Raw genomic sequence first — 22,654 nt, 5'->3', positions numbered from 1 at the left:
GATGGGATTTTCCATTGAAATGAGGAGCGTGATGCCAGGATGACGAATTCCATCACCTTATTGCAAATGAGTCACATCTCCAAGTCATTTCCCGGAGTAAAGGCACTGCAGCAGGTTGATTTTGCGGTTAGCGGAGGCGAAATTCATGCACTGCTTGGAGCTAATGGGGCAGGCAAAAGCACATTAATCAAAGTGATGTCCGGTGCCTATTTGCCTGATGAGGGCGAGATCGCGATTGACGGCAAACCGCTTGCGATCAGCGGTCCAAGCGATGCCATTCAGAGTGGAATTCAATGCGTTTATCAGGAAGTGGATACAGCTCTTGTACCTAAGCTTACAGTTGCGGAAAATATTATGCTGGATCGGATGACGAACGGCAGCGGCTGGTTAAGCTGGAGTCAAATCGAGCGGGAAGCCGCCCGTATATTAAGCGACATTGGACTTACGGTTGATGTGAGAAGGCAGGCTGGGGAACTGAGCATCGCGCAAAAGCAAATGGTGCTCATTGCCCGTGCATTAGCGCAAAAGGCCAAGTTTATTATCTTTGATGAGCCTACAGCGCCGCTCAGCAATGAGGAAGCAGACCAGCTATTTCGAATTATGGAACGGCTCAAGGCTGATGGCGTAGGCTGTATATTTATTTCTCACCGCTTGAATGAAGTGTTCCGGATCAGTGACAAGGTTACAGTGATGCGTGATGGTCGGATTATTGCTACCCAAGCTGCGGCGGATACTAGTGTAAAAGTCGTCATCGAGCAGATGCTTGGCAGAACCTTTGAGGAAGAATTCCCCAAGGTAGAGGTGCCGATCGGCGGGCCGTTATTGGTGGCGAGAGATTTGACGCTTGGGACCAAGGTTCGCGGAGTGAACTTATCCGTGCATAGCGGGGAAATTGTCGGCATCGTAGGCTTGGTGGGAGCTGGTAAAACCGAGCTGTCCCGTCTGCTGTTCGGAGCCGATCCGCTGGAGCGAGGAGAGATTGAGCTGCAAGGGAAGCGGTTGAAGCTCAGCAATCCAAGTGATGCGGTGCGTGAAGGCATTGCGCTGATTCCAGAGGAGCGTCGCAAGCAGGGTATTCTTGTTGAACAGTCGGTCAAGCACAACCTGTCTCTGCCGCTGCTTAAGCTGTTCAGCCGATTTGGTTTTGTTCAACAGTCGCAGGAAGCTGCCAATGCAAAGGCCATGATCCAGCAACTGGGCGTTCATCCGCCGAATATGGAGCAGCTGGTGAAATATTTGAGCGGTGGCAACCAGCAGAAGGTTGCTGTCGGCAAGTGGCTGCCTACTGACGCGCAAATCTATATTTTCGATGAGCCGACCAAGGGCGTCGATATCGGAGCCAAAAGTGATATATTCCGTTTGATTGGCCGACTTGCCGGGGAAGGCAAAGGGATTATTTATTGCTCCTGCGAAATCGCCGAGATTTTGGGGATAGCGGATCGGATACTCGTTATGAGCTATGGCCAAATCGTGAAAGAGCTGCGTCGGGATGAAGCCACGCAGGAACAAATTTTGTACTACGCGAGCGCTGGGGAGGCTACGTTTCAGTGAAAGATAAATTTCTGGATTACTCATATAAGTATGGGGCATTGGTGATCATTGCCCTGGTCATCGTTTTGTTTTCTCTCAGCAATGAAAACTTTTTGTCCTACGACAATTTGGCCGATATATTACGTTCGATATCGATCGTTACCTTTGTAGCGATAGGCGTGACCTTCTCGCAAATTGTAGATGGCTTCGATCTTTCGGTAGGCTCGACGGTTTCACTTACGACTGTTGTAGTGGCCTCCATGATGGTATTTTATCAGCTGCCGCTCATCTTGGTATTAACGGTTCCGTTACTGATCGGCGTATTGATCGGTTTGTTAAATGCGCTGTTGATCGTTAAGGTTCGCATCCCCGATCTATTGGCGACACTTGCGGTCATGTACATTATCGGTGGGGTACACAAGACGTACACCAAAGGATTTTCCATTTATAACAACATGCAATTACCGGACGGAACGAAGGCACCAGGCAAATTCACAGAGTCCTTTCTCTGGATAGGCCAAGGCAAGCTGTTCGGTCTGCCTGTCCCTGTGCTGCTGATGATCATTGCGGTTGTGCTTGTGCACATATTTTTGACCTATACTCGCTGGGGACGTCAATTGTATGTAACCGGTGGCAATCAGGAAGCCGCGCGTCTGTCAGGTATTCAGGTCAATCGGGTGCGTACGATGGCTTATGTGCTGTCAGGAGTTTTTGCTGCTATGGGCGGTCTGCTGTTTGCAGCTCGTGTCGGATCGGGTCAAATTGATGCGGGTGCTCCCGTATTGATGGAATCGGTAGCTGCCGTATTTGTCGGTTATTCGGTGCTGGGTGCCGGGAAGCCCAACGTTATTGGTACGTTCTTTGGAGCTGTTCTTATCGGAGTGCTGCTGAACGGATTAACGATGCTGAATTTGCCGTATTATGCGTTCGATATTATTAAAGGGCTTGTTCTCGTACTGGCGCTTGCTATCACATTTATCCATTTAACACGCCGACGCTCAGCATAATCGGTTATAATGGGTTAACAACTGGATCTTGCAGTCCTGCTGCAGGATCAGGCACGATGAACGAGAGGGCATACACGATATGGCGTTATGGGGTACGATCATTAATGCGGCAGCCATCATTGTCGGCGGTTTGCTGGGACTGATGCTGAATCGCTTGAGTCAGGGCATCCGCAGCACGGTGATGCAGGGGATCGGACTGGCTTTGGTAGCACTGGGTTTGTCGATGACGTTGAAGTCGACGAATTTTTTGCTCATAGTGGCAAGTCTGGTGCTTGGCGGACTGCTGGGCGAGCTGCTGCGTGTGGAACGAAATCTGGAGGCTCTGGGCCGACAGTTGGAGCGGATGGTTAATGCGTTAAGTCGTTTCATCCGCAGGCGCTCAAGAGGCGGGAAACATAGCGAGTTGGCTGATTTACAGTCAGAAGCCCAAGTTCAAGGAAGGATTGCCGCTGGGTTTGTGAACACAACATTGATTTACTGTGTTGGTGCGATGGCGATCCTGGGATCACTCGACAGCGGACTGCGTGGACAGCATGATATTTTATATGTAAAGGCAATGATGGATGGCTTTTTAACGGTCATATTTGCCTCTACAATGGGTGTTGGAGTGCTATTCTCGGCAATCTCGGTGTTTCTTTATCAGGGAGCTATAGCGCTTGCCGCTTCAGGCATCGCCTCCTTGGTGGATAAGGCTGCACTCGATGAGATCATTATGCAAATTACGGCGGTTGGTGGTGTTTTGATTATGGGTATCGGCATTAATCTGCTGGAGCTGCGCAAAATTAACGTTGCCAATCTGCTGCCCTCTGTGCTCGTAGCGGCACTTGCGGTTCCTTTCGTTCATTGGATATCTACCTGGTAGATAGAGAGATTAGCACTGACAATCGTTGTCGGTGCTTTTTGAGATAGAGTTTGATAAGCTGGCGATACGGATGCCTGGCATTTTACAACTGAGAAGGGGGATTGGGTCATGTTTTATTCCTTAAAAAATCGCTTGATTGCCTCGTTTGTTGTGCTGCTTGTGCTTTCTTTTGGAACCGTTTCCTTTCTGCTGTTTAATGAATCTCGTTCTATTGTCAGATCCTATATTGAATCGTCGGCTCTGGAGAAAATGGACGAATACGGCTCCTACATCAACATGGCGCTTAATCAAATCTATGATTTATCGTCCCTTGTCTATAATAGCGATGTGACCAAAAGCTGGGATATCGCGTTATCTGATCCTTCTTTGTCTTCAGGGGAAAAGATGCTGTCCAACATAGAGCTAAGCCGGTTTTTGACCCAGACGACCAACAATTATTCAGGTGTTTCCTCGGTGTCGATTTATCGACCAGAGGGCTTGTGGATCAGCATTGGCAATCAGGTGGTTGCGGATAAGGAATTTCTCGAGGAGCCGTGGTACAAGGATTTTATGCAGAATGGGAACCATTGGGTATCTGCTCACAATGATCAGGTCGAATCCAGACAATCGAAGCCTTATCAGGTGGTGAGCTTGCTGCTGCCGATCGGTACCTTCGAGCCCTCCCTGTACAAAAGCGTGATGAAGGTTAATGTGAGTGTCGATTTTTTTCTGGAGCCGCTCAAGCGGATACATCTGGGAGACAGTGGCACGATCTTTTTGCTGGATCAAAACGGCCTTCCGATTCTTTCGCAAAAGGAATATGCATCCGATCCCGAAACGATCAGAAATGTAGAGGCTGTCAAGACTGTACGTGCGCGTCAAGGTGTCCTGTATGTACCGAATGACCGGGGTATGAACGATATTGTGGTTTACAAAAAGCTGAATCAGTGGCTGCTGGTCGGTATCGTATCTGAGCAAGATTTGTACGCCAAGCTGTACACGCTTCGCAATAGCATTATTCTGTTTACTACTTTACTGCTGCTTTGCGCAATCCTTGTGGCGACATGGCTTTCACATGGGATTACGAAGCCATTGTCGCGACTTGCCTCAGCGATGCGTTCCGTGCAAAAAGGTGACTTTGCCCATGCGGAAAGCCGTATTTCTGCCGATCAGATCGTCCGTAATGAGGTAGGATATGTGACCTCGACATTTCGCAATATGGTGACGCAGCTTAGGCATCATATCAAAACCGAGTTTGAACTGAAGCTGCTTCGCCAGCAGGCTGAATATAAAGCGCTGCTGCTGCAAATCAACCCGCATTTTTTGTTCAACACATTGGAGCTGATGAGCAGTCTGTCCATGCAGCAGCGCACCGGAGATACAGTTAAAGTGATCGAATCGTTAGGCAAAATGATGCGGTTTTCGCTTCGAATCAGCGAGGATCTGGTACCGCTGCAGGAGGAATTAACTTACCTGAAGCATTACGTCTCGATCCTGCAAATCCGTTTCGGGGAGCGACTTCATATTTCGACCCAGGAAGAGGGAGACATGGATAGCAGGCAAATGGTTAAATTCATTTTGCAGCCATTGGTGGAAAATGCGGTCAAATACAGCTTCCTTCATCAAACGATAGCGAAGGTTGTGATCCGGGTATACAGCGAGCCGGAGCAGGTACGCCTAATCGTTGAAGATAATGGCCCTGGCATAGCCGAGGAATTGATACAGCGGCTGTATGCAGAATCGCTATCCTCCCAGTTCGATCACATCTTGAATACGGGATCCAGACAGATCGGATTGCGTAATGTGCTGGCGCGCTGCCAGCTGTATTACGGAGGACGCTTTAGCTTCACTATCGAATCGTCGCAGGGTCAGGGAACCCGGATCGAGCTGATCCTGCCTGTACAGCAGATGCTGACGAAATGAATGAGTCTTATCCATACCAAAGTAGGAGGTGCCCCTCATGTATCGAGTCATGATTGTGGATGACGAACCGGAAATTCGACTCGGGTTAAAGCTGAAGGCCGACTGGGACAGCCTGCGATTGATGGTCGTTGCCGAAGCTTCGAATGGTATTGAAGCGTTAGAGTGGTTGGCATCTGACGCCATCGACCTGGTTATAACCGATATGAATATGCCGGTGATGAACGGGGTTTCTTTTCTGGAAAGCTGTCACGAGCAGTACCCAGGACTTAGGATCATCGTGATTACCGGATACGAGGATTTCCATTATGCCAGAGCTGCCGTACGCAATCAGGCACGTGATTATTTGCTCAAGCCTGTTGCTCAGGATGAGCTGATGGCTGCTCTTCGCAAGGTAACACAGGAGCTGAATGAGGAGAGAAACCTCAAAAACGAGCAGGCAGAGGTACGTTGGCGGCTTTCCCAATATTATGTCGAGATGAAGGAGCATTTTATTGTTCATTTGGTCAAGGAGGAGCTTAAACCAGGGCAGGCCGAGCAGGAGCGCGCAGAGCTGTTCTTGCTGCGTGATTGGAATGAGCGGATGGTCAGCTTCCTGACCATCGGATTTAAGGAGCGTAAGTCAGGTAAGACGCTAACCAGCGCAGCTGCACCTACATCCTTAGACATTAAGCATATCATCTCACCGGTCTCCACAAGTTGTATAGCAGCCGGCCCATCTAACCCAGCTGATACACGTACACCCGATAAGCTCCGTCTTCCATTCGAAATGATTTGCCGGGAGTTTGCTCAGCTTCACACTGGTCAGCCGCAGGTATTTCGTGATCCGAATTATCCAGGGCTGATGCATTTTATCCTGGACCATGACGATGAGGCGACTGCATCGTTCGTCGAAGAGCTGCGTACGAGCATAAGCAGTTATTTATCGTTCGAGCCTGCTATCAGCATCGGGCAGCCGATAAGTGGCTTTAACAAATGGAAGGAAGGGTATATGTCGTCCCTGATAGCCTGGAATTTGCTCGAGAGCGATGTAGGCGGTACAGCTAAGGAATTCGCAGACAACAGACCTGCATTAACCGAGGATGTAGCTAAAATCATTCAAAGACAGCTGTCACGCGGCGAATTGGAGCTGTTCACTCAGACGGTTCATAAGGAGCTGACAGAAGCTTTTATCGATTCACAGGTGCAGTTCGTCAAGCTGGTGCTCCAGCTTTACCTGTTGCTAGACTCCATGGCTTATTCAGCCGGGGTGCAATTGGATGCCAATGAGCAGCTGTGGGTAAGGCCGGATATGGTGCTGGCCTTGGATACGATCGACAAAGCACAAGGCTTTCTGGTTCACTTGGGTCAGAAAATTGACCATAAAGTGAAGGCTGACACGGAGGATCCCGAGCAATCGATGATCCAGGCAGCCTTGCAGTTTATTGACAGCAATTATATGTATGAATTGAATTTGACGATGCTAGCCGAACGTTTTAGCTACAACTCCTCCTATTTCTCGGAGATGTTTAAATCGAAGGTAGGCAAAACGTTTATCCAATATGTGACTGAGGTGCGTATGGCCCACGCGATACGACTGCTGGTGGATACACCGCTCAGCTTGTGGGATATCGCCGAATTAACCGGTTTTTCCAACGCCAGCTACTTCTCCTCCAAATTTAAACGTATGTATGGGGTAACCCCATCCGATTGTCGCCACAGTCCACCTGAAAAATTTAATAATGAACTGCCGAAGAAATAGAATTCATTACAAGTCCTCTAGTCTGTATGATTAGGTTATCGTTCGTAACTACACACGGATCATTTCCATAAGATCAGGATTAGGAGGCCACCATGCAATCTTCGCGCAAACCAACCCGATACCGACAGAATCGTACAGCATATTTGTTTTTGCTGCCGTGGCTGATCGGTTTTTTCTGTCTGACGCTGGGCCCGATGCTCGGTTCGTTATATTTGTCAATGACCAAGTTCAACCTGTTATCTTCGCCACGGTGGCTTGGATTCGACAATTATGTGCAGATTTTTACAGATGACAGCATGTTCTATCATTCCTTGAAATTAACGTTTCAGTATGTGCTGTTCTCCGTACCGCTGCGGCTTATCTTCGCTTTATTGGTGGCTATGGCTTTGAATAAAGGAATTCGAGCACTTGGGATTTACCGGACCGTCTACTATATTCCCTCATTGCTTGGCGGCAGTGTAGCCATTGCAATTGTTTGGCGCAAAATATTCGACGGTAACGGGCTTTTTAATCATTTTCTCAGCTGGTTTGGTATTGAAGGACCGTCCTGGATCGCGAATCCGAACTTTGTACTGTATACGATAGTTACGTTGTCCGTCTGGCAGTTCGGTTCAGCGATGGTCATTTTTTTGGCTGGTTTGAAGCAAATTCCTGCCGATTTGTACGAAGCGTCCCAGGTGGATGGTGCCGGCAAAATCCGTCAGTTTTTTCAAATCACGCTGCCGCTGCTGTCGCCGGTACTGTTTTTTAACCTCGTTATGACGATCATCAATTCGTTCCAGGTGTTTACGCCGGGCTTTGTGATCGGAGATGGACGCGGAGGGCCGATGGACTCGACGATGTTCTATACGTTGTACTTATATTTAAAAGGCTTCTCCTTTTTCGACATGGGCTATGCGTCCGCACTGGCCTGGATTATGCTCGTCATGATCGGAGGCTTAACGGCAATCGTTTTTGCAACTTCAAAGTATTGGGTTTTTTATGGAGATGGCAAGGAAGAGAAGGGGTGACGATATGATAACCAAATCCACATATGCTAACGGAGTCAAGCATCTCATCATTATTGCGATAGGACTTGTGATGATGTATCCCGTGTTATGGCTGCTCAGCAGCTCATTTAAGCCGAACAATCTGATTTTTTCCGATACGACCTTGTGGCCCAAGGAATTTACTTTAACTAATTACATCAATGGCTGGAAAGGGCTGCAGGGGATATCGTTTCTTCGCTTCTTCACCAACTCAGCGCAAATTTCCGTTATGTCCGTATTGGGTAATGTGATTACTTGCTCGTTGGCGGCGTTTGCTTTTGCCCGGCTCGATTTCAAATACAAAAAGCTGTGGTTCAGTATGATGCTCGTAACGATTATGCTTCCGTATCATGTTACCCTGGTGCCGCAATATATTTTGTACAAAAACTTTGAGTGGATTAACACGTATTTGCCCTTGATCGTTCCCAAATGGCTGGCTCACGACTCGTTCTTCATTTTGTTGATGGTGCAGTTCATCCGTGGTATTCCGAAGGAGCTCGATGAGAGCGCGACAATAGATGGCTGCGGACAAGGTCAGATTTATTGGAAAATTATTCTCCCACTGCTGGTGCCTGCACTGATTACGACGGCAATCTTTACGTTCATCTGGACTTGGGACGATTTTTTCAGTCAAATGATTTATTTGAATAACGTCAAGCTGTTCACGGTACAGTTGGGTATTCGCTCACTGTTTGACCCTGCCGGAGAGTCGGACTGGGGTGCGCTGCTGGCGATGTCGGTACTGTCGCTGATTCCGATTATGACGATTTTCCTTACGTTCCAAAGGTACTTTCTGGATGGCATAGCCACCACGGGTATTAAGTAATCCGAAAAAATTAATAATGAAGTGCCGAAGGAAACCGATTCATCCAGAAAGCGTTATCCAGTATGATCAGAACACAAGCTTCCATAATCAGTTAAGGGGGATTACAAAAATGAAAAAAAGTGTTTCATTTGCTGCCATAGCAGCATTGATGGCCGTTACTTCCGCTTGCGGAGGCAGTACAGGTGGTACGCCAACAGGTGCTGCAGACAGCACTGCTAAGGATGCCGCCAAAAAAGAGCCGGTTGAGCTTCGTATAATGTGGTGGGGCGACCAGAAGCGTGCGGACCGGACGAATGAGGCTTTGCGTAATTTCGAGAAGAAGAACCCGAATATTAAAATTGTTGGTGAATTCGCGCCAAGCTCAGGCTATTTCGATAAATTAAACACACAGCTCGCTTCAGGCACGGCGCCGGATGTATTTTTCCTCGGAGGCAATGTCGTCGATTATGCAAATAAGGGCGTATTGCTGGATGTCGGTTCTTATGTTGGTAAAGAGCTGAATCTGACTGATATGGACAAGTCGATGATTGAATACGGGACGATCAAAGGCAAGCTGCTGCACGTATCAGCGGGCGCGAACGCCCGAGGTGTACTTGTGAATACGGAGCTGTTCAAGAAGGCTGGCGTCGAGCTGCCGAAAGAAGGCTGGACCTGGGATGATTTCAGCCGAATTGCCAAGGAGCTGTCCCAGAAGCTGGGCAAAGATTACTACGGTACTTATGACTATACAGTGGACGGCATGGACATTTATTTGAAACAGAATGGCAAGCAGCTGTACGATATGGACGGCGGCAAGCTTGGCTTCGAGCAAAAGGACGTAGAGCCGTGGTTCGCTTACTGGGATAAGCTGCGCAAGGAAGGAGGAGTTGTGACCCCTGAGCTGCAGGTGTCCAACCCTCCAGGAGATACGAGCAAGTCGCTTATCGTAACCGGTAAAGTCGCAATGAGCCTGATTGCCTCCAATGCACTCGGTGCGCATCAGAATCTGATCAAGGACAGCCTGACACTGGTTCCATTGCCGCGCGGCCCTAAAGGCACTGCTGTTATTTTTGAATCAAGCCAAGGGATGTCTGGCTATAACAAAACGAAATATCCAAAAGAGGTTGCACAGCTGATGAGCTACTGGATCAATGATCCGGACGCAGCCAAAATTCTCGGTAATGACCGTGGTGTTCCGGTAACTGCTCCAATGCGCGAGCTGCTGAAGAAGGAAGCTACGCCGGTTGACCAGATCATCTACGATTACACGAGCAAGGTGTCGGATGCGGCCAAGAAGGAACCGGTCAAAGTCAGCTACAACCCTCCGGGCTTTACGGAATATTCCAAGCTGGCGGAAACGACCGTTCAGGAAATCGGATTTGGCAAAAAGGATGTTAAAAAAGCAGTCGACGACTTTTATAACGGTGTTGTGAAAATTTTCAATAACAATAAATAATCCAATTAGCAAGGAATGGGCAGCTACTCGAATACATTCGGGTGCTGCCTGTTCTTGTCGCACAAGTAAATATGAATGAGAAGAGGCGGGTATGATGAGTGAAGCCCTATTAGAACGGCTAAGGCAAATCAATATAGATGACAAGGTGGGCATATTGAAGAAACCGTCCGATGCGGATGTGCTGGCTGAGTGGAAGCGATCAGGAGTCCGTTTTGCTGCATCCTCCGCACGTTTTGAGGGCGTGTATGACAGCGCTGTGCGCAAACTGCTCGATTGTATCGTGCCAACCAGCTGTGTTGGAGGCAGCGAGCAAGTCTCTCGAGCCGTTACGGGTAAGGGTAGCGATATAAACGGCACCGCAAGGAAGCCGATTCTTCACGAAGGAGGCATCTATCTCGGCTGTTGGCTGGAGAGCACCGGTTCCATTAACTCGGAATTGTTGTCGCGCTTCATTCCTTCTGTATCTGAGGCTTCCTTTGAAAGCTTTGCTGATTTTCAACGCGAAGACGGTCAGCTGCCTTATAAAATAACGGAACATGGCGCTGCCTATCGACAAATTCAGATGGTAACGCCGCTCGCCAGAAGCGTCTGGAATCACTATTTGCTGAATGGACGCAATCAACAATTTTTACGAAAAATGTATTCCGCCATGCAGCGCTTTGACGAATGGCTGGTTGCTTATCGCAATACGCGGGGAAGCGGCTGTGTGGAAGCTTTTTGCACATTTGATACCGGACATGATTTATCGCCCCGATTCTGGCATGTTCCTGACACACCGCATGGGGACGATGCACGGTACTGTAATCCCGATTCGCCGATTCTTCCTTTTCTCGCACCAGACCTGACGGCTAATGTATACTGCCAGCGTCTTTATTTACACCGGATGGCTGAAGAACTGGGCGAACCCGGTATAGATTGGAAGGCCAAAGCAGAGGAAAGCCTGAACAGCTTATTCAACTATTGCTATGATGAGCAGGATGAATTTTTTTATGATCTGGATCGTAATGACGAATGGGTAAAAGTACAATCCGATGTGCTGCTGAGAGTGATGGCGTGTGAGGTCGGTGACCGTGATTTTTTTGATAAGACGCTGCGCCGCTATTTATTGAATACTAGCAAATTTTTTGCCAAATATCCGTTTACCTCCATGTCCATGGATGATCCGCGATTCGATCCCTTCTCCAGCTATAATAGCTGGGGCGGAGCCTCCAATTTCTTAAGCTTGATCCGTACCCCGCATGCGTTTGAGCATCATGGCCGTTATGTGGAGCTGACCTGGGTGATCTTTCCGATTTTATCGGCATTTTTGAGTGTGGAGCGTTTTGCGCAATGCTTAAGCCCTTGGACAGGGAAGGAAGGGTACACAGAGACGTATTCCCCAGCGATATTGTGTCTGCTCGATTATGTAGAACGGTTGAGCGGTATACTGCCAACGCCGGAGGGACAGCTGTGGTTCACCGGATTGGTTCCTTATACGATGGACCACGGTGAAGAGGTTGCCAATGAAACGGCGTACAGCCGCACGATTGAAGGCAGCGAGTTCGAGCTTGTGAATACACGCGACCAGGCAGTTGTTTATCGTAACGGGGAGATGTATTTGCAATTTCCGAGTGGCATTCGGGCTGTAACCGACCGTCAGGGCTGCTTGAAGTCGATTATCGGGATGTCGGTCCGCACAGTCGAGGGTGAGCTTCGATATGAAGGCAAGGGTTACCCGGTCACGATCAAAGGGAATGAAGTACAGCAGTTTGATCACGGGGAGTTTACAAGTGTGTCTGACCCTGGCGTTATAGCTCCAACTTATCGATAAGTAATATTAGGTAAAATGACCACCTCCAAAACTACTTTTAAAGTGGATTTGGAGGTGGTTTTGTTTTGTATGTTTGGCGATACTCCATGTATGGGGAACATTTTCTTTTAATGATAAAATCCGATGTTTGAATCACCAATTTATGGTATGGTAGAAGGATGAATTGACAAGTAAGGAGGAGTTTGGCGTGACGTTTGTAAAAAAGCTCTCATGGTTTTTTCAACAACAGTGGGCTAGATATGGTATGGCGATTATCCTCATGGCAACGGTAAACCTGTTAAGCATTATTCCACCCAAAATGATCGGTAACGTCATTGACCAAATCCGTACAGGAGGACTGACCGAAGCAGAGCTTTATCGAAATGTCATGCTGCTGGTGGGCTTGGCAGTGATGATTTATGTCATCGTATATATATGGATTACAACCTTATTCGGTAATTCTATATTGTTGGAGAAGCTGCTCAGAGGCAGATTACTGCAGCATATGACCAAGATGTCGCCGTCCTTCTTCCAACGAAATACAACCGGTGAGCTGATGGCGCTGGCGACCAATGATGTGCTTGCTATCGGCCAAACGGCTGGTTACGGGGTGATGACGCTGGTCAATACGTTAGTTGGTACAGCTGTTGTACTCATCACGATGGTATCACTCATCAGCTATAAGCTGATGCTGGCTGCATTGATTCCGCTGCCGTTCCTGACGATTGTCATCAGTATGCTGGGGAAACGTATGCGTAAGCGGTTCGTGGCCGCACAGGCCTCCTTCGGACAGATGAATGATCGTGCGCTCGAATCGATATCGGGAATGCGTGTCATTCGGTCCTATGTACAGGAGGAGCACGATATCGCCAAGTTCGACGAGGTTACGAAGGACGTTATGACCAAAAATATGAAGGTCGCCGCGATCAACTCGCTGTTCCATCCATCGATATCGACGATTGTCGGGTTAAGCTATGCGATTGGGATCGGTTACGGCTCTTACATGGTATTTCATAATCAAATATCGCTTGGGCAGCTGGTTTCCTTCAATATTTATCTCGGTATGCTGATTTGGCCGATGATTGCATTCGGTGAATTTATTAATATATTACAGCGTGGGACGGCATCCGTGGATCGGTTATCAGCAAGCTTTGCTCAAACCGCAGACGTTCAGGATCATGACCCCGTAGTAGCTGTAGCTCAGCCGGGACGGATTGAGTTACAACAATTAAGCTTTCGTTACCCGGGAGCCGAACACGACAGCTTAAATGGAATTTCATTGCAGCTTGAGCGCGGACAAACGCTTGGGATCGTCGGTCGGACCGGCAGTGGGAAAAGTACGTTGCTGAAGCAGATGCTAAGGCAGTATCCGATAGAGCCGCAGAAGCTGTTAATTTCGGGCATTCCTATAGAACAGATTGGACTTTCGCAGGTTCGCGGTTGGATGGGCTACGTGCCGCAGGAGCACCTGCTCCTATCCAAACCGATTCGCGATAATATAGCCCTTGGCAATCCGGAAGCGACGGAAGAGGATATTCGCAAAGCGATTGAAATGGCTTCCTTTACTCAGGATCTGGAGCAGCTGCCGGAAGGCTTGGATACGATTGTTGGCGAGAACGGAGTGATGCTCTCAGGCGGTCAAAAGCAAAGGGTGAGCATTGCACGAGCCTTGCTGGTCAATCCGGAGATATTAATTTTGGATGATTCGCTATCAGCCGTCGATGCACGAACCGAAAGCATGATTCTGAACAATCTCCGTAAGGAACGCTCAGGCAAAACAACGCTGATCGCGACACATCGGCTTTCTGCAGTGATGCATGCCGATTGGATTATCGTTCTTGATGATGGACGAACCGTCGAAGAAGGAACACATGAGCAGCTGATGCTGCACGGCGGGTGGTACAAGGAGCAGTTTGACCGTCAACAGATGGAGGCAACCCTGGCAGGTTGAGTTAACACGCAAATAAGAAGATCAGCAAATAGAAGATCAACAAAAAAGCAGCGCGAAGCGTGAAAGGAATGGAACCATGGCATCCCAACAAACGGTAGTTCGAAGGCTGGCCTCTTACGCATTAATTTACAAAGTGCGTATTATGGCCGCGCTGCTTGTACTGTGCTGTGCGGTAGGAGCGGAGCTGGGCGGTCCTTATATCGCGAAAACGATTATTGATAAACACATCAGCAGCGTACAGCTGCCTTGGTACGAAGCCAAGGAGTATCCGGCTTTAGCGCAAACGATGAAGGCTGTCGAGTTAAACGGCCTTATTTATTACCGCAGCGATTGGCTGCATGCCGATCCGTCAGAAGCCAGACAGCAAGCGATCCGTTCAGGCTGGAAGGAAGTACGCTTCATGCAGCTGGAGAGCGGAATGTACCTGATCAATACAGCTCAGGATTTTGATGGTAATTGGTCAGTTCAGCCCGCTACGGCAGCTGAGCTGAGTGGAGTGGCTCCGGAATCTTCACAAGTAACCGTGAAGGTCATTCGGAAAGGGGCCGCAGCTGAACTGTACCCGGCCCGCAAGCTATCCTCATCGGAGGTAGCTTCGCTATATCAATACGAGGTAGGTCCTGTATTGGGCTGGCTTGGGGTATTCATTGCTTTGCTGGTCATTGCCAGTACCCTGCATTATATCCAGGCATACACACTGCAATCGACGGCGCTGCGAATCATTCAGAGGATGCGGATGGACCTGATGCGACATATTCAAAAGATTCCACTGCGGTTTTTTGATAACACGCCGATTGGTCAGGTTGTCTCCCGCGTTGCCAATGATACGGAAGCGATCCGCGACCTATTTATGAGCTTTATGGCTACCTTCGTGGTCAGTACAATTAATGTTGTTGGTATTTATGTAGCTTTGTTTTTACTGAATGTCCAATTGGCCCTGGTTACATTGATTTTGATACCGTTATTTATCGCTGTGATGTGGGTGCATCTGAAGTTTTCCAAAGGTTATATTGCTATCATGCGTGCCAGATTGAGTGATATGAACGCAATGATCAGTGAATCGATTGCCGTGATGCCGATCATACAAGCTTTTCGTCAAGAGAAGGCCCGATTGAAAGAATTTGAGGTTTTGAATGAGGACCGTTACCGCAGCAATCAAAAGCAATTGCGTGTATTTTCACTATCCTCCCGTAATTTTACCGGTCTGGTCGGATCGTTGTTCACAGCCGGAACGATCTGGTATTTTGGCGGGGAATCGCTGCAGACGGCCATTTCGTTTGGTGTATTTTATGCCTTTATTGACTATTTGGGACGGTTTTTTCAGCCGATTATCGGGATTTTTGACCAGTTAACGAACGCCCAGCGGGCTGTTGTGTCGGCAGAGAAAGTATTTTATATTCTCGATCTGGAAGGTGTTGAGCTGGAGAACGCGATTGGCTTAGCCAGACCGGAGGGGCATGTTGCCTTTGATAATGTAACCTTTGCCTACAAAGAAGGTGAGCCGGTGCTGAGGAACATCACGTTCGAGGCCAAAAAAGGCGAGACGGTTGCGCTTGTTGGTCATACAGGATCAGGCAAAAGCTCAATTATGAACCTGCTGCTCGGTTTTTACGAGTCCTCCGGAGGCGAAATCCGTATTGATGGGCGCAGTATTGCGGGAATATCGAAGCAGGCGCTGCGCAAGCATATGGGGATTGTTCTACAGGATCCGTTTCTGTTCGCTGGCGATATTAAATTCAATGTAGGCTTGTATAATGAAGCGATTGACGAGCGCAAAGTCAAACAGGCGCTGGCTGATGTGGGAGCTGCCGGGTTCATTGAAAAACTCCCCAAGGGCTATGATGAGCCGGTAGTCGAGCGGGGAAGCACATTGTCAGCTGGTCAAAGACAGCTCATTTCCTTTGCAAGAGCGCTTGCCTTTGATCCCTCGATTCTGATATTAGATGAAGCGACTGCCAGTATCGACAGTGAAACTGAGGGCTTGATTCAACAGGCGCTGCAAGTCGTCAGTGAAGGCCGAACGACGTTTGTGATCGCCCACCGGCTGTCGACGATTCGTGATGCTGATCTGATTCTCGTTTTGAATCATGGCGAGATTGTGGAGCGCGGCAATCATGAGCAGTTGATGGAGCTGCAGGGACGCTACTATAGGATGTATCAGCTGCAAAAGGGCGGGGACAATAACAAACATGAGACAGTTCACAATCAGCCAACTTCTACAACTTCATAAACACAACCTTGGACCGATGAATAAGAGCAGGTATCAGAGACTAGCAGCCTTATACAACGGGTATTAAAGAATGAGACATTCTGGATCGTCTGCAACCTTACAAATCGAATATTCGTAGTAATATTGAAAAAGCATGAGCAACGGAACGACCTAACCGTTTGCGGCATGCTTTTTTAGGATGATCATCTCAGCACCTATTTAAACAACAGATCCTCGGCTTCACCAAGTCACAAAGGTACTGTATCGTTAGGGAGCTGGCTTTAATGGGGAAATCTGTCGTTTTGCGTCAGGTAATGAAAAGGCTATAGTAAAGAAAAGATACTCAAGAGGGAGGGAAGACGATGAAGGGGAAACGTTTTGAAAATATGAATGGCGTCCGACATGGCAAGGTTCTTAAGGATTTACGTCAATGGCGCAAAGAGCGTAAGGAAAAAATCAAGGACTTATCCTATGTGGTACCGACCTGTGAGCAGAAGGAAATTGATTTTCTTCGCAGTAATCGGGAGAAAACGACGATCACCTGGATCGGTCACTCCACCTTTCTGATTCAAATGGGCGGCTTCAACCTGCTGACTGATCCGGTCTGGTCGGAACGAATGGGACTGGAGCGGCGTCTGGCGCCTCCAGGCTTACGTATGCAGGAACTGCCTTGTATCGATGCCGTGCTTATTTCGCACAGTCATTATGATCATATGGATATGCGCACCTTACGAGCGTTCAAAGATACACCTTTATATGTACCCGAAGGACTTAGCGGCAAGCTGCGAGCCAGAGGCTATGCTCATGTAACGGAGCTGAGCTGGTGGGGTCATGTGCAGCTTGGAGGCATTGAGCTGCACTTTGTGCCAGCGCAGCATTGGACACGCCGGACGCCGTTTGATATTAACCGCTCGCATTGGGGCGGTTGGGTCATTCAGCCTGCGACCCGTACGGACGTGGAGCGTGAGGCGGTGTATTTTGTCGGGGATAGCGGCTACTTCCCAGGCTTCCAGCGGATTGGCGAAAGGTTTGCGATCCGCTATGCGTTGATGCCGATCGGTGCTTATGAGCCGGAATGGTTTATGTCCTTGCAGCATGTTTCGCCTGAGCAAGCGATACAAGCTTTCATCGATGTCCAGGCGGAGGAATTTATCCCGATGCACTACGGAGCTTTCCGACTGGCAGACGATACTCCGCGCGAAGCGTTGGATCGTTTGTATGCGGAATGGAGCAAGCGGGAGCTGCCCATAGATAAGCTGCGGGTATTGAAGCATGGTGAAACGTTGATCAAGTCATAACTATTCAAATATTCAAATAATATAAAATGAATAACCCCCCGGAATCACTCCTAAAGTGAGTTTTGGAGGGTTATCATCATTTTGGTAAATTAAATAGATACCATATTTGTAAAATAATATCAGTTAGATTCCAATAGTCTTCAATCCTCTGCTATTCAGATCTTCGCGTCATTTGCTGCCAGACCGAACCTTCTGCTGCATGGCCGCCTTCAATCCGTTCGATTGCCATCTTGATCTGCATACGGACTTCAAATTCAGGATCATCCTCTGCTGGCCGCAGTGCTGTTAGGGCTTGCTCATCACCGACCTCATAGAGGAAACGTGCTGCACGCCAGCGAACCAGCTTATTGGGATCGTTCAGTGCTTTCATCATCATGGGGACAGCGCCAGGATCACCGATATCGGACAGCGTGTCGCCTGCCGTACGGCGTACCGAAGCTGTTGAATCCTCTAGTGCAGGCTGCAAGTAAGGCAGCACATCCAACGTATCCTTCAAATCACCCAAATATACGGTCGCGAGACGGCGAATTGACGATTTCTCATCCTTTAGGGCATGTGTCAACAGCGGCAGTGTTTCGATAGAGGGTTTAATTTGCTGTAAAGCTGCATAGCGCTGCTTCCAATCAGGGGCTGCCAATTGCAGCAGCAGCTCTTCTTTGGATAAGATAGCCCGGCCTGCCGAGCTTACAGCAGCAGTGCCTTCTACCGATGCGCCACCCAACTGCAGTGACTGCTCAATTAGAGACTGTAGGCGGGTTTCATCATAAGCCGCATCTATTTCCTGAGTGATTTCTTCTAATACTTCCTTAAGCTCGCCGTACCGGATACCCCAATCCTCAAGTGAGCGCTCCTTGATCAGATTGGGTGCTGCGGACGCTGCACGGATAGCCGCATCAGTAAAGCGCTGCGGCAGTCCAGCACGCTGCTGTTCCATACCGCTTGTTACACGAACCTGAAGCGGAATACCCCGAAAGTGCTGCAGCAGTACCTGAACCTCGCCGAAAGAAGAGATATTGCTCGAATCAGCTGCATCTGCAGCAGGCTGGAACTGATCCATGGTGGATGGGCTGCCGCCCAGTACTTCGTGAATTTGCGCCAAAATCGGCTGCCAATCGTTGCTGCCAATCCGATCGACAGCTAGAAAGTCAGCAGCGTGATACACACTTTTGACTCCATGGATGGCAAACAGCTTGGCGATAAAAGCTGGAGCCTGATCGATGTTCGCTTTGGTATAAGTCGACCGCACGCCGTCGGGAATACGCTCGTCTAACTGGATTTTCATGGAATTAGGACTTGGCGTCGGTTCGATGGATACGATATGCAAGGTATTGCCACCTTTCTATGCATGAATTAACGGCTGTACCGTCAAGTGATAATGGAACGCGAGCATCATATAAAAAAAGACCGTTCACGCATGTCCGCGCAAGTACCGGTCTTTTAGTATGTGCTGTTGAGCCTAGTCCTTATCAACGAGATTACGATGTAAGTAGTTGTCGTCCAAAGTCTTGGTCAAATCAAACACGGTATGAGCCAGATCAAGATTTTCAAAAATATGTTCACACTGTTCTTTGTATGCCATTTCTTCATCATAATGAGCTGTGGATTTCACAATGCTGTCAGCTGAATAGCCGCGCAGCTCCTCACGTTTGATAATGGTTTGCCGATCAGTATAGATGAAGATACGAATTGCTTTTCGTCCATAGAGCTGTTTCACGGTATCGGCACCTTGCCGATTCAGAACCAGATAAATCACGCCATGCGCTTGCAGGGAATTTGCCAAATCTTGCTCCAGAACGCCATAACGATTGCCGTCTAATTCAATGACCTCAATAAATTCGTTGTTCTGCTGCGCTTGTGTAAAAGCCTCAGGGGTTACAAAATGATAGTCCAGTCCATCCTCTTCTCCAGATCGGGGTGCTCTTGTAGTGTGCGAAAGAACTTGTTTCATGCCAAGCGTATCACCCAACATTTGTGCTACGGTTTTCCGACCAGCACCATTAGGGCCGGTGAAAATGAAAATAATGTCATGGTCCTTTAATTCGTACATAGAAGCCCCTCCTTGAGTTGAGAGTTGTTGCGTACCCTTTATTTTACATGGTTTTACTCTCAGGGTAAAGGCTTCATTCTGTATTTATGTTGTGTAAATCAAGGTTTTAGCGTCCGTTGCGTCCACGAGGTCCACTGCCCTTGCTGCCTGGACGGGCACCTCGGCTAGCGGGTGCAGAGCCTCTTGGGGTAGGAGAGGATTGTGGATTCCGATCCTGCCGTCCGCCGCCTGCTGCACCGGTACGATCACCGCCACGGGCGGCTGAAGCTCCACGGCCTGTACTTGCCTTGGCTCGCTGCTGAGCATCACGCTTGCTGGTCCATTCTCCACCGTCACGAGCTGATCCCGCAGCACCACCATTACTAGCCCGACCGGCCCCTGTCCCAGTTCCATATCTGGAAGCAGATGCACCGGCACGGCTATTCGTGGATTCACCGTTCTCACGGCTTGGTCTTTCTGACCGGGAAGAGCCAGCTGACCGATTGTGTGTACCATACTCGCGATCACGATTCCGATTGGGAGCACCGGGCTTGCCAAAAATCCCGCTTAAGCCTCTTTCTTCGCCACCACCGCGCACACGCTCAGTATCGCCGCTTGCTTCTCCGCGTCGTGCGTCGCCCCGCACGGTGCGAGCACTGCCAGCGTTGGCGCGTTCATCGCCACGCGCTGCCGGTGCTGCGCCGCTGCGATCGCGCCAGCCGCCAGCGTCCGCGCCACGCTGTCCGCCAGCCGCTCCTGCGCGTCCACGCCCGCTTGGCGCGTTGCCGCCAAAGCCACTGCGGCTTCGGCGAGGCCCATCGCTTGCGCCTGCTGCTCCGCGGCGTGCGCCGCCACGCTCACCACGTCCGCGCGCTCCATCGCGCTCCGCCCGCTCTGTGCTCATGCTCACGCGATCCTTGTCGCCGCTGCGGACAACACGGGTGCGTCCGCTGGTTTGCTCTGCGCTCAGCTCGCCGTCGGCATGCATCGTACGAATCGGCAGCTGTGCGTTGATACCCTGCTCGATTTCGACCAGCGTCTTCATATCACGCTGAGTGAGCAGTGTAACTGCCATTCCGCGTTGTCCAGCCCGTCCGGTCCGACCGATCCGGTGAATATAAGCCTCAGTGTCATGCGGCATATCGTAGTTAAATACATGGGTAATCCCTTCAACATCAAGACCACGTGAGGCAATGTCCGTCACGACCAAAAATTGAATTTTGGCATCGCGGAATCTTTTCATGACCTGCTCGCGCTTACCCTGGGTCAGATCGCCATGCAGCTCATCGGACACATAGCCCATTTCCTGCAAGGCCTGATTCAATTCGGCAGCCCGCAGCTTGGTACGGCAAAAAATCATAGCCAAATACGGACGCATTTCTTCCATTAAATGGACAAGGGCATCTTGCTTTCCACGGTCTGTAGTTTTAATAGCAATTTGCTCGATTTCGGTGAGCGTGATTTGTCGGGATTTGACCTTGACTTCCTGTGGTGACCTCATGTAGCCTTTGGCGAGATTGCGAATCGGTGTCGGCATCGTTGCGGAGAAGAGCAGGGTTTGTCGTTTAACCGGTGTTTGCATGATGATTTCCTCAACGTCCTTGAGAAAACCCATATGCAGCATTTGATCGGCCTCATCGAGCACCAGGGTAGACAGCTTATTCAACTGCACGGTTTCGCGTCGTATATGGTCGAGCAGTCGTCCAGGCGTCGCGATGATCAGATGGATTGTACCTGCAAGCTTTTTCAACTGACGTTCGACATCTTGTCCACCGTAAGCGGCCAATACATTCATGCCTTTGAGTGGAGCCCACTTTTGCACCTCAGCCGTAATTTGAATAGCCAGTTCACGAGTAGGTGTCAAAATCATCGCTTGTGTGTAGTTTTTGACAGGATCGAAATTTTCCAGAATCGGCAATACAAAAGCGAGGGTTTTACCTGTTCCGGTTTGTGCTTGAGCGATAATATCCTTGCCTGTCAATACGATCGGAATCGCTTCCTTCTGGATTGGTGTCGGTTCGGTATATCCTTGCTGTGCCAGTGCTTCCGCGACTTCTTCACTAATGCCGAGTGCGGTGAACATATTGGATTTCATTGTTAGTTATCTCCTTCATCTATCGGTTCATTCCTTGATCACATCTTGCAACTGCAGGTATACGTGCAAACAGGCTCACTATTCAAACCAATAATGTGGTGGTATTTTCAAGGCGCTTACCTTGCATTCTACAGGAATCGGTAGGAAAAAGAAACCAGCCTGTCATGTGATTCACGTCAAAAACCCCTCTCGGTTTCTTCATATATATTAATGAAGAGAAACTTTGAGGGGGCTTCGAGCAGGTTTATTGCTCAGACTGCGTCGGAATCGTAGGTAGCGTACCAAATATACGTTCAGATATAGCATCGAATTCAGGCAAATAAGGCGTCAAATCATGCCCGCTCCAAGCCTCCTGGGCTAATCGGTTTAATTCGTTGACGTAATCACGGTTGGCGGAAATATACACGTCGGACACATTAGGCTGCAAACTGCGAATTTTTTCAGCGATCTTTTGCTTGAACAAATGAGTAATCTGGTCATGATATTGGACGGTCTCATAATTATTGGAGCCGTTCGTCAGCAGATTAGGGTCCATATAGTCATTGAACGGAGTTGACGGATTGTACAAGCCTCTTACCGTTCCCGCATTATTGGTTTCCAGCGGACCACTTTTTGTACCTGAAGCCGTGTTATCAATCAAGATTGCCACATATGCCGTTTTATCGGCCATCATCACAATACAACTGTTAACGCCATTCATAGCCGCGACCTTTTCACCCAGAGCCTGATTGAATTGAAGAGTGGAATGGCGATGGGAAACGATTGAATTTTGCTGTTCAGTCTGATAAGCGCGTGTTGTATCCTGTGGAGCATTTCCTGTACGGCTTCCATAATTCGAAGCACTGTTCTTGTCATAAATGCTGAAGCAGCCACACAGACCCAATAAGGAACTGATACATATAAAGGTTAGGCCAAGACGCAGATTTTGCATGAAGTCCTCCTTGAGTTTATTTACGTT

The 22,654-nt window shown here is 48.9% G+C and carries 16 protein-coding genes; 12 read left to right on the top strand and 4 right to left on the bottom strand.

What is annotated here, in order from left to right; translation table 11 throughout:
• Positions 1 to 39 precede the first annotated feature (39 nt).
• From BK127_RS12310 to BK127_RS12255, 12 genes are all read left to right on the top strand, one after another.
• Positions 40 to 1,551, top strand: coding sequence for a sugar ABC transporter ATP-binding protein (locus BK127_RS12310; RefSeq protein ID WP_076230358.1), 1,512 nt, complete (start codon positions 40 to 42; stop codon positions 1,549 to 1,551).
• Positions 1,548 to 2,537, top strand: coding sequence for an ABC transporter permease (locus BK127_RS12305; RefSeq protein WP_076230357.1), 990 nt, complete (start codon positions 1,548 to 1,550; stop codon positions 2,535 to 2,537). Before BK127_RS12310 ends, BK127_RS12305 begins: the two co-directional genes overlap by 4 nt.
• Positions 2,538 to 2,616: 79 nt before the next feature.
• Positions 2,617 to 3,399, top strand: a complete 783-nt coding sequence (locus BK127_RS12300; RefSeq protein ID WP_076230356.1) for a DUF554 domain-containing protein — start codon at positions 2,617 to 2,619, stop codon at positions 3,397 to 3,399.
• Positions 3,400 to 3,507: 108 nt separating this feature from the next.
• A complete protein-coding gene (locus BK127_RS12295) occupies positions 3,508 to 5,301 on the top strand; it encodes a cache domain-containing sensor histidine kinase (protein WP_076230355.1) in 1,794 nt (597 codons plus the stop codon).
• A gap of 37 nt (positions 5,302 to 5,338) precedes the next feature.
• Positions 5,339 to 7,039, top strand: a complete 1,701-nt coding sequence (locus BK127_RS12290; RefSeq protein ID WP_076230354.1) for a response regulator transcription factor — start codon at positions 5,339 to 5,341, stop codon at positions 7,037 to 7,039.
• 92 nt (positions 7,040 to 7,131) lie between these two features.
• Positions 7,132 to 8,049 (top strand): carbohydrate ABC transporter permease, encoded by a 918-nt coding sequence (locus BK127_RS12285; protein ID WP_076230353.1) that lies wholly within the window; start codon positions 7,132 to 7,134, stop codon positions 8,047 to 8,049.
• Between the two features lie 4 nt (positions 8,050 to 8,053).
• A complete protein-coding gene (locus BK127_RS12280) occupies positions 8,054 to 8,893 on the top strand; it encodes a carbohydrate ABC transporter permease (protein ID WP_076230352.1) in 840 nt (279 codons plus the stop codon).
• 109 nt (positions 8,894 to 9,002) lie between these two features.
• Positions 9,003 to 10,328, top strand: coding sequence for an ABC transporter substrate-binding protein (locus BK127_RS12275; RefSeq protein WP_076230351.1), 1,326 nt, complete (start codon positions 9,003 to 9,005; stop codon positions 10,326 to 10,328).
• A 94-nt stretch (positions 10,329 to 10,422) separates the two neighbouring features.
• Complete coding sequence (locus tag BK127_RS12270) at positions 10,423 to 12,138, top strand: MGH1-like glycoside hydrolase domain-containing protein (protein ID WP_076230350.1); 1,716 nt, start codon at positions 10,423 to 10,425, stop codon at positions 12,136 to 12,138.
• A 187-nt stretch (positions 12,139 to 12,325) separates the two neighbouring features.
• On the top strand, positions 12,326 to 14,068 hold the full coding sequence (locus BK127_RS12265; RefSeq protein WP_076230349.1) for an ABC transporter ATP-binding protein: 1,743 nt from the start codon (positions 12,326 to 12,328) through the stop codon (positions 14,066 to 14,068).
• Positions 14,069 to 14,144: 76 nt separating this feature from the next.
• Positions 14,145 to 16,298, top strand: coding sequence for an ABC transporter ATP-binding protein (locus BK127_RS12260; RefSeq protein ID WP_076230348.1), 2,154 nt, complete (start codon positions 14,145 to 14,147; stop codon positions 16,296 to 16,298).
• Positions 16,299 to 16,639: 341 nt separating this feature from the next.
• Entirely contained in the window at positions 16,640 to 17,575 is a 936-nt protein-coding gene (locus BK127_RS12255; RefSeq protein ID WP_076230347.1) for an MBL fold metallo-hydrolase, read from the top strand.
• Between the two features lie 151 nt (positions 17,576 to 17,726).
• On the opposite strand, the gene BK127_RS12250 is transcribed toward BK127_RS12255, so the two are convergent.
• From BK127_RS12250 to BK127_RS12235, 4 genes are all read right to left on the bottom strand, one after another.
• Positions 17,727 to 18,899, bottom strand: a complete 1,173-nt coding sequence (locus BK127_RS12250; protein WP_076230346.1) for a conserved virulence factor C family protein — start codon at positions 18,897 to 18,899, stop codon at positions 17,727 to 17,729.
• Between the two features lie 132 nt (positions 18,900 to 19,031).
• The gene (locus tag BK127_RS12245) at positions 19,032 to 19,622 is read right to left on the bottom strand and encodes a guanylate kinase (RefSeq protein ID WP_076230345.1); all 591 of its coding nucleotides are present in this window, start codon (positions 19,620 to 19,622) and stop codon (positions 19,032 to 19,034) included.
• 106 nt (positions 19,623 to 19,728) lie between these two features.
• On the bottom strand, positions 19,729 to 21,696 hold the full coding sequence (locus BK127_RS12240; RefSeq protein ID WP_076230344.1) for a DEAD/DEAH box helicase: 1,968 nt from the start codon (positions 21,694 to 21,696) through the stop codon (positions 19,729 to 19,731).
• 244 nt (positions 21,697 to 21,940) lie between these two features.
• A complete protein-coding gene (locus tag BK127_RS12235; protein WP_076230343.1) occupies positions 21,941 to 22,627 on the bottom strand; it encodes a hypothetical protein in 687 nt (228 codons plus the stop codon).
• Between the last annotated feature and the right edge of the window lie 27 nt (positions 22,628 to 22,654).

It is taken from the genome of Paenibacillus sp. FSL H7-0331 (genome assembly GCF_001956045.1).
This window is presented reverse-complemented; position numbering and strand designations above follow the sequence as displayed.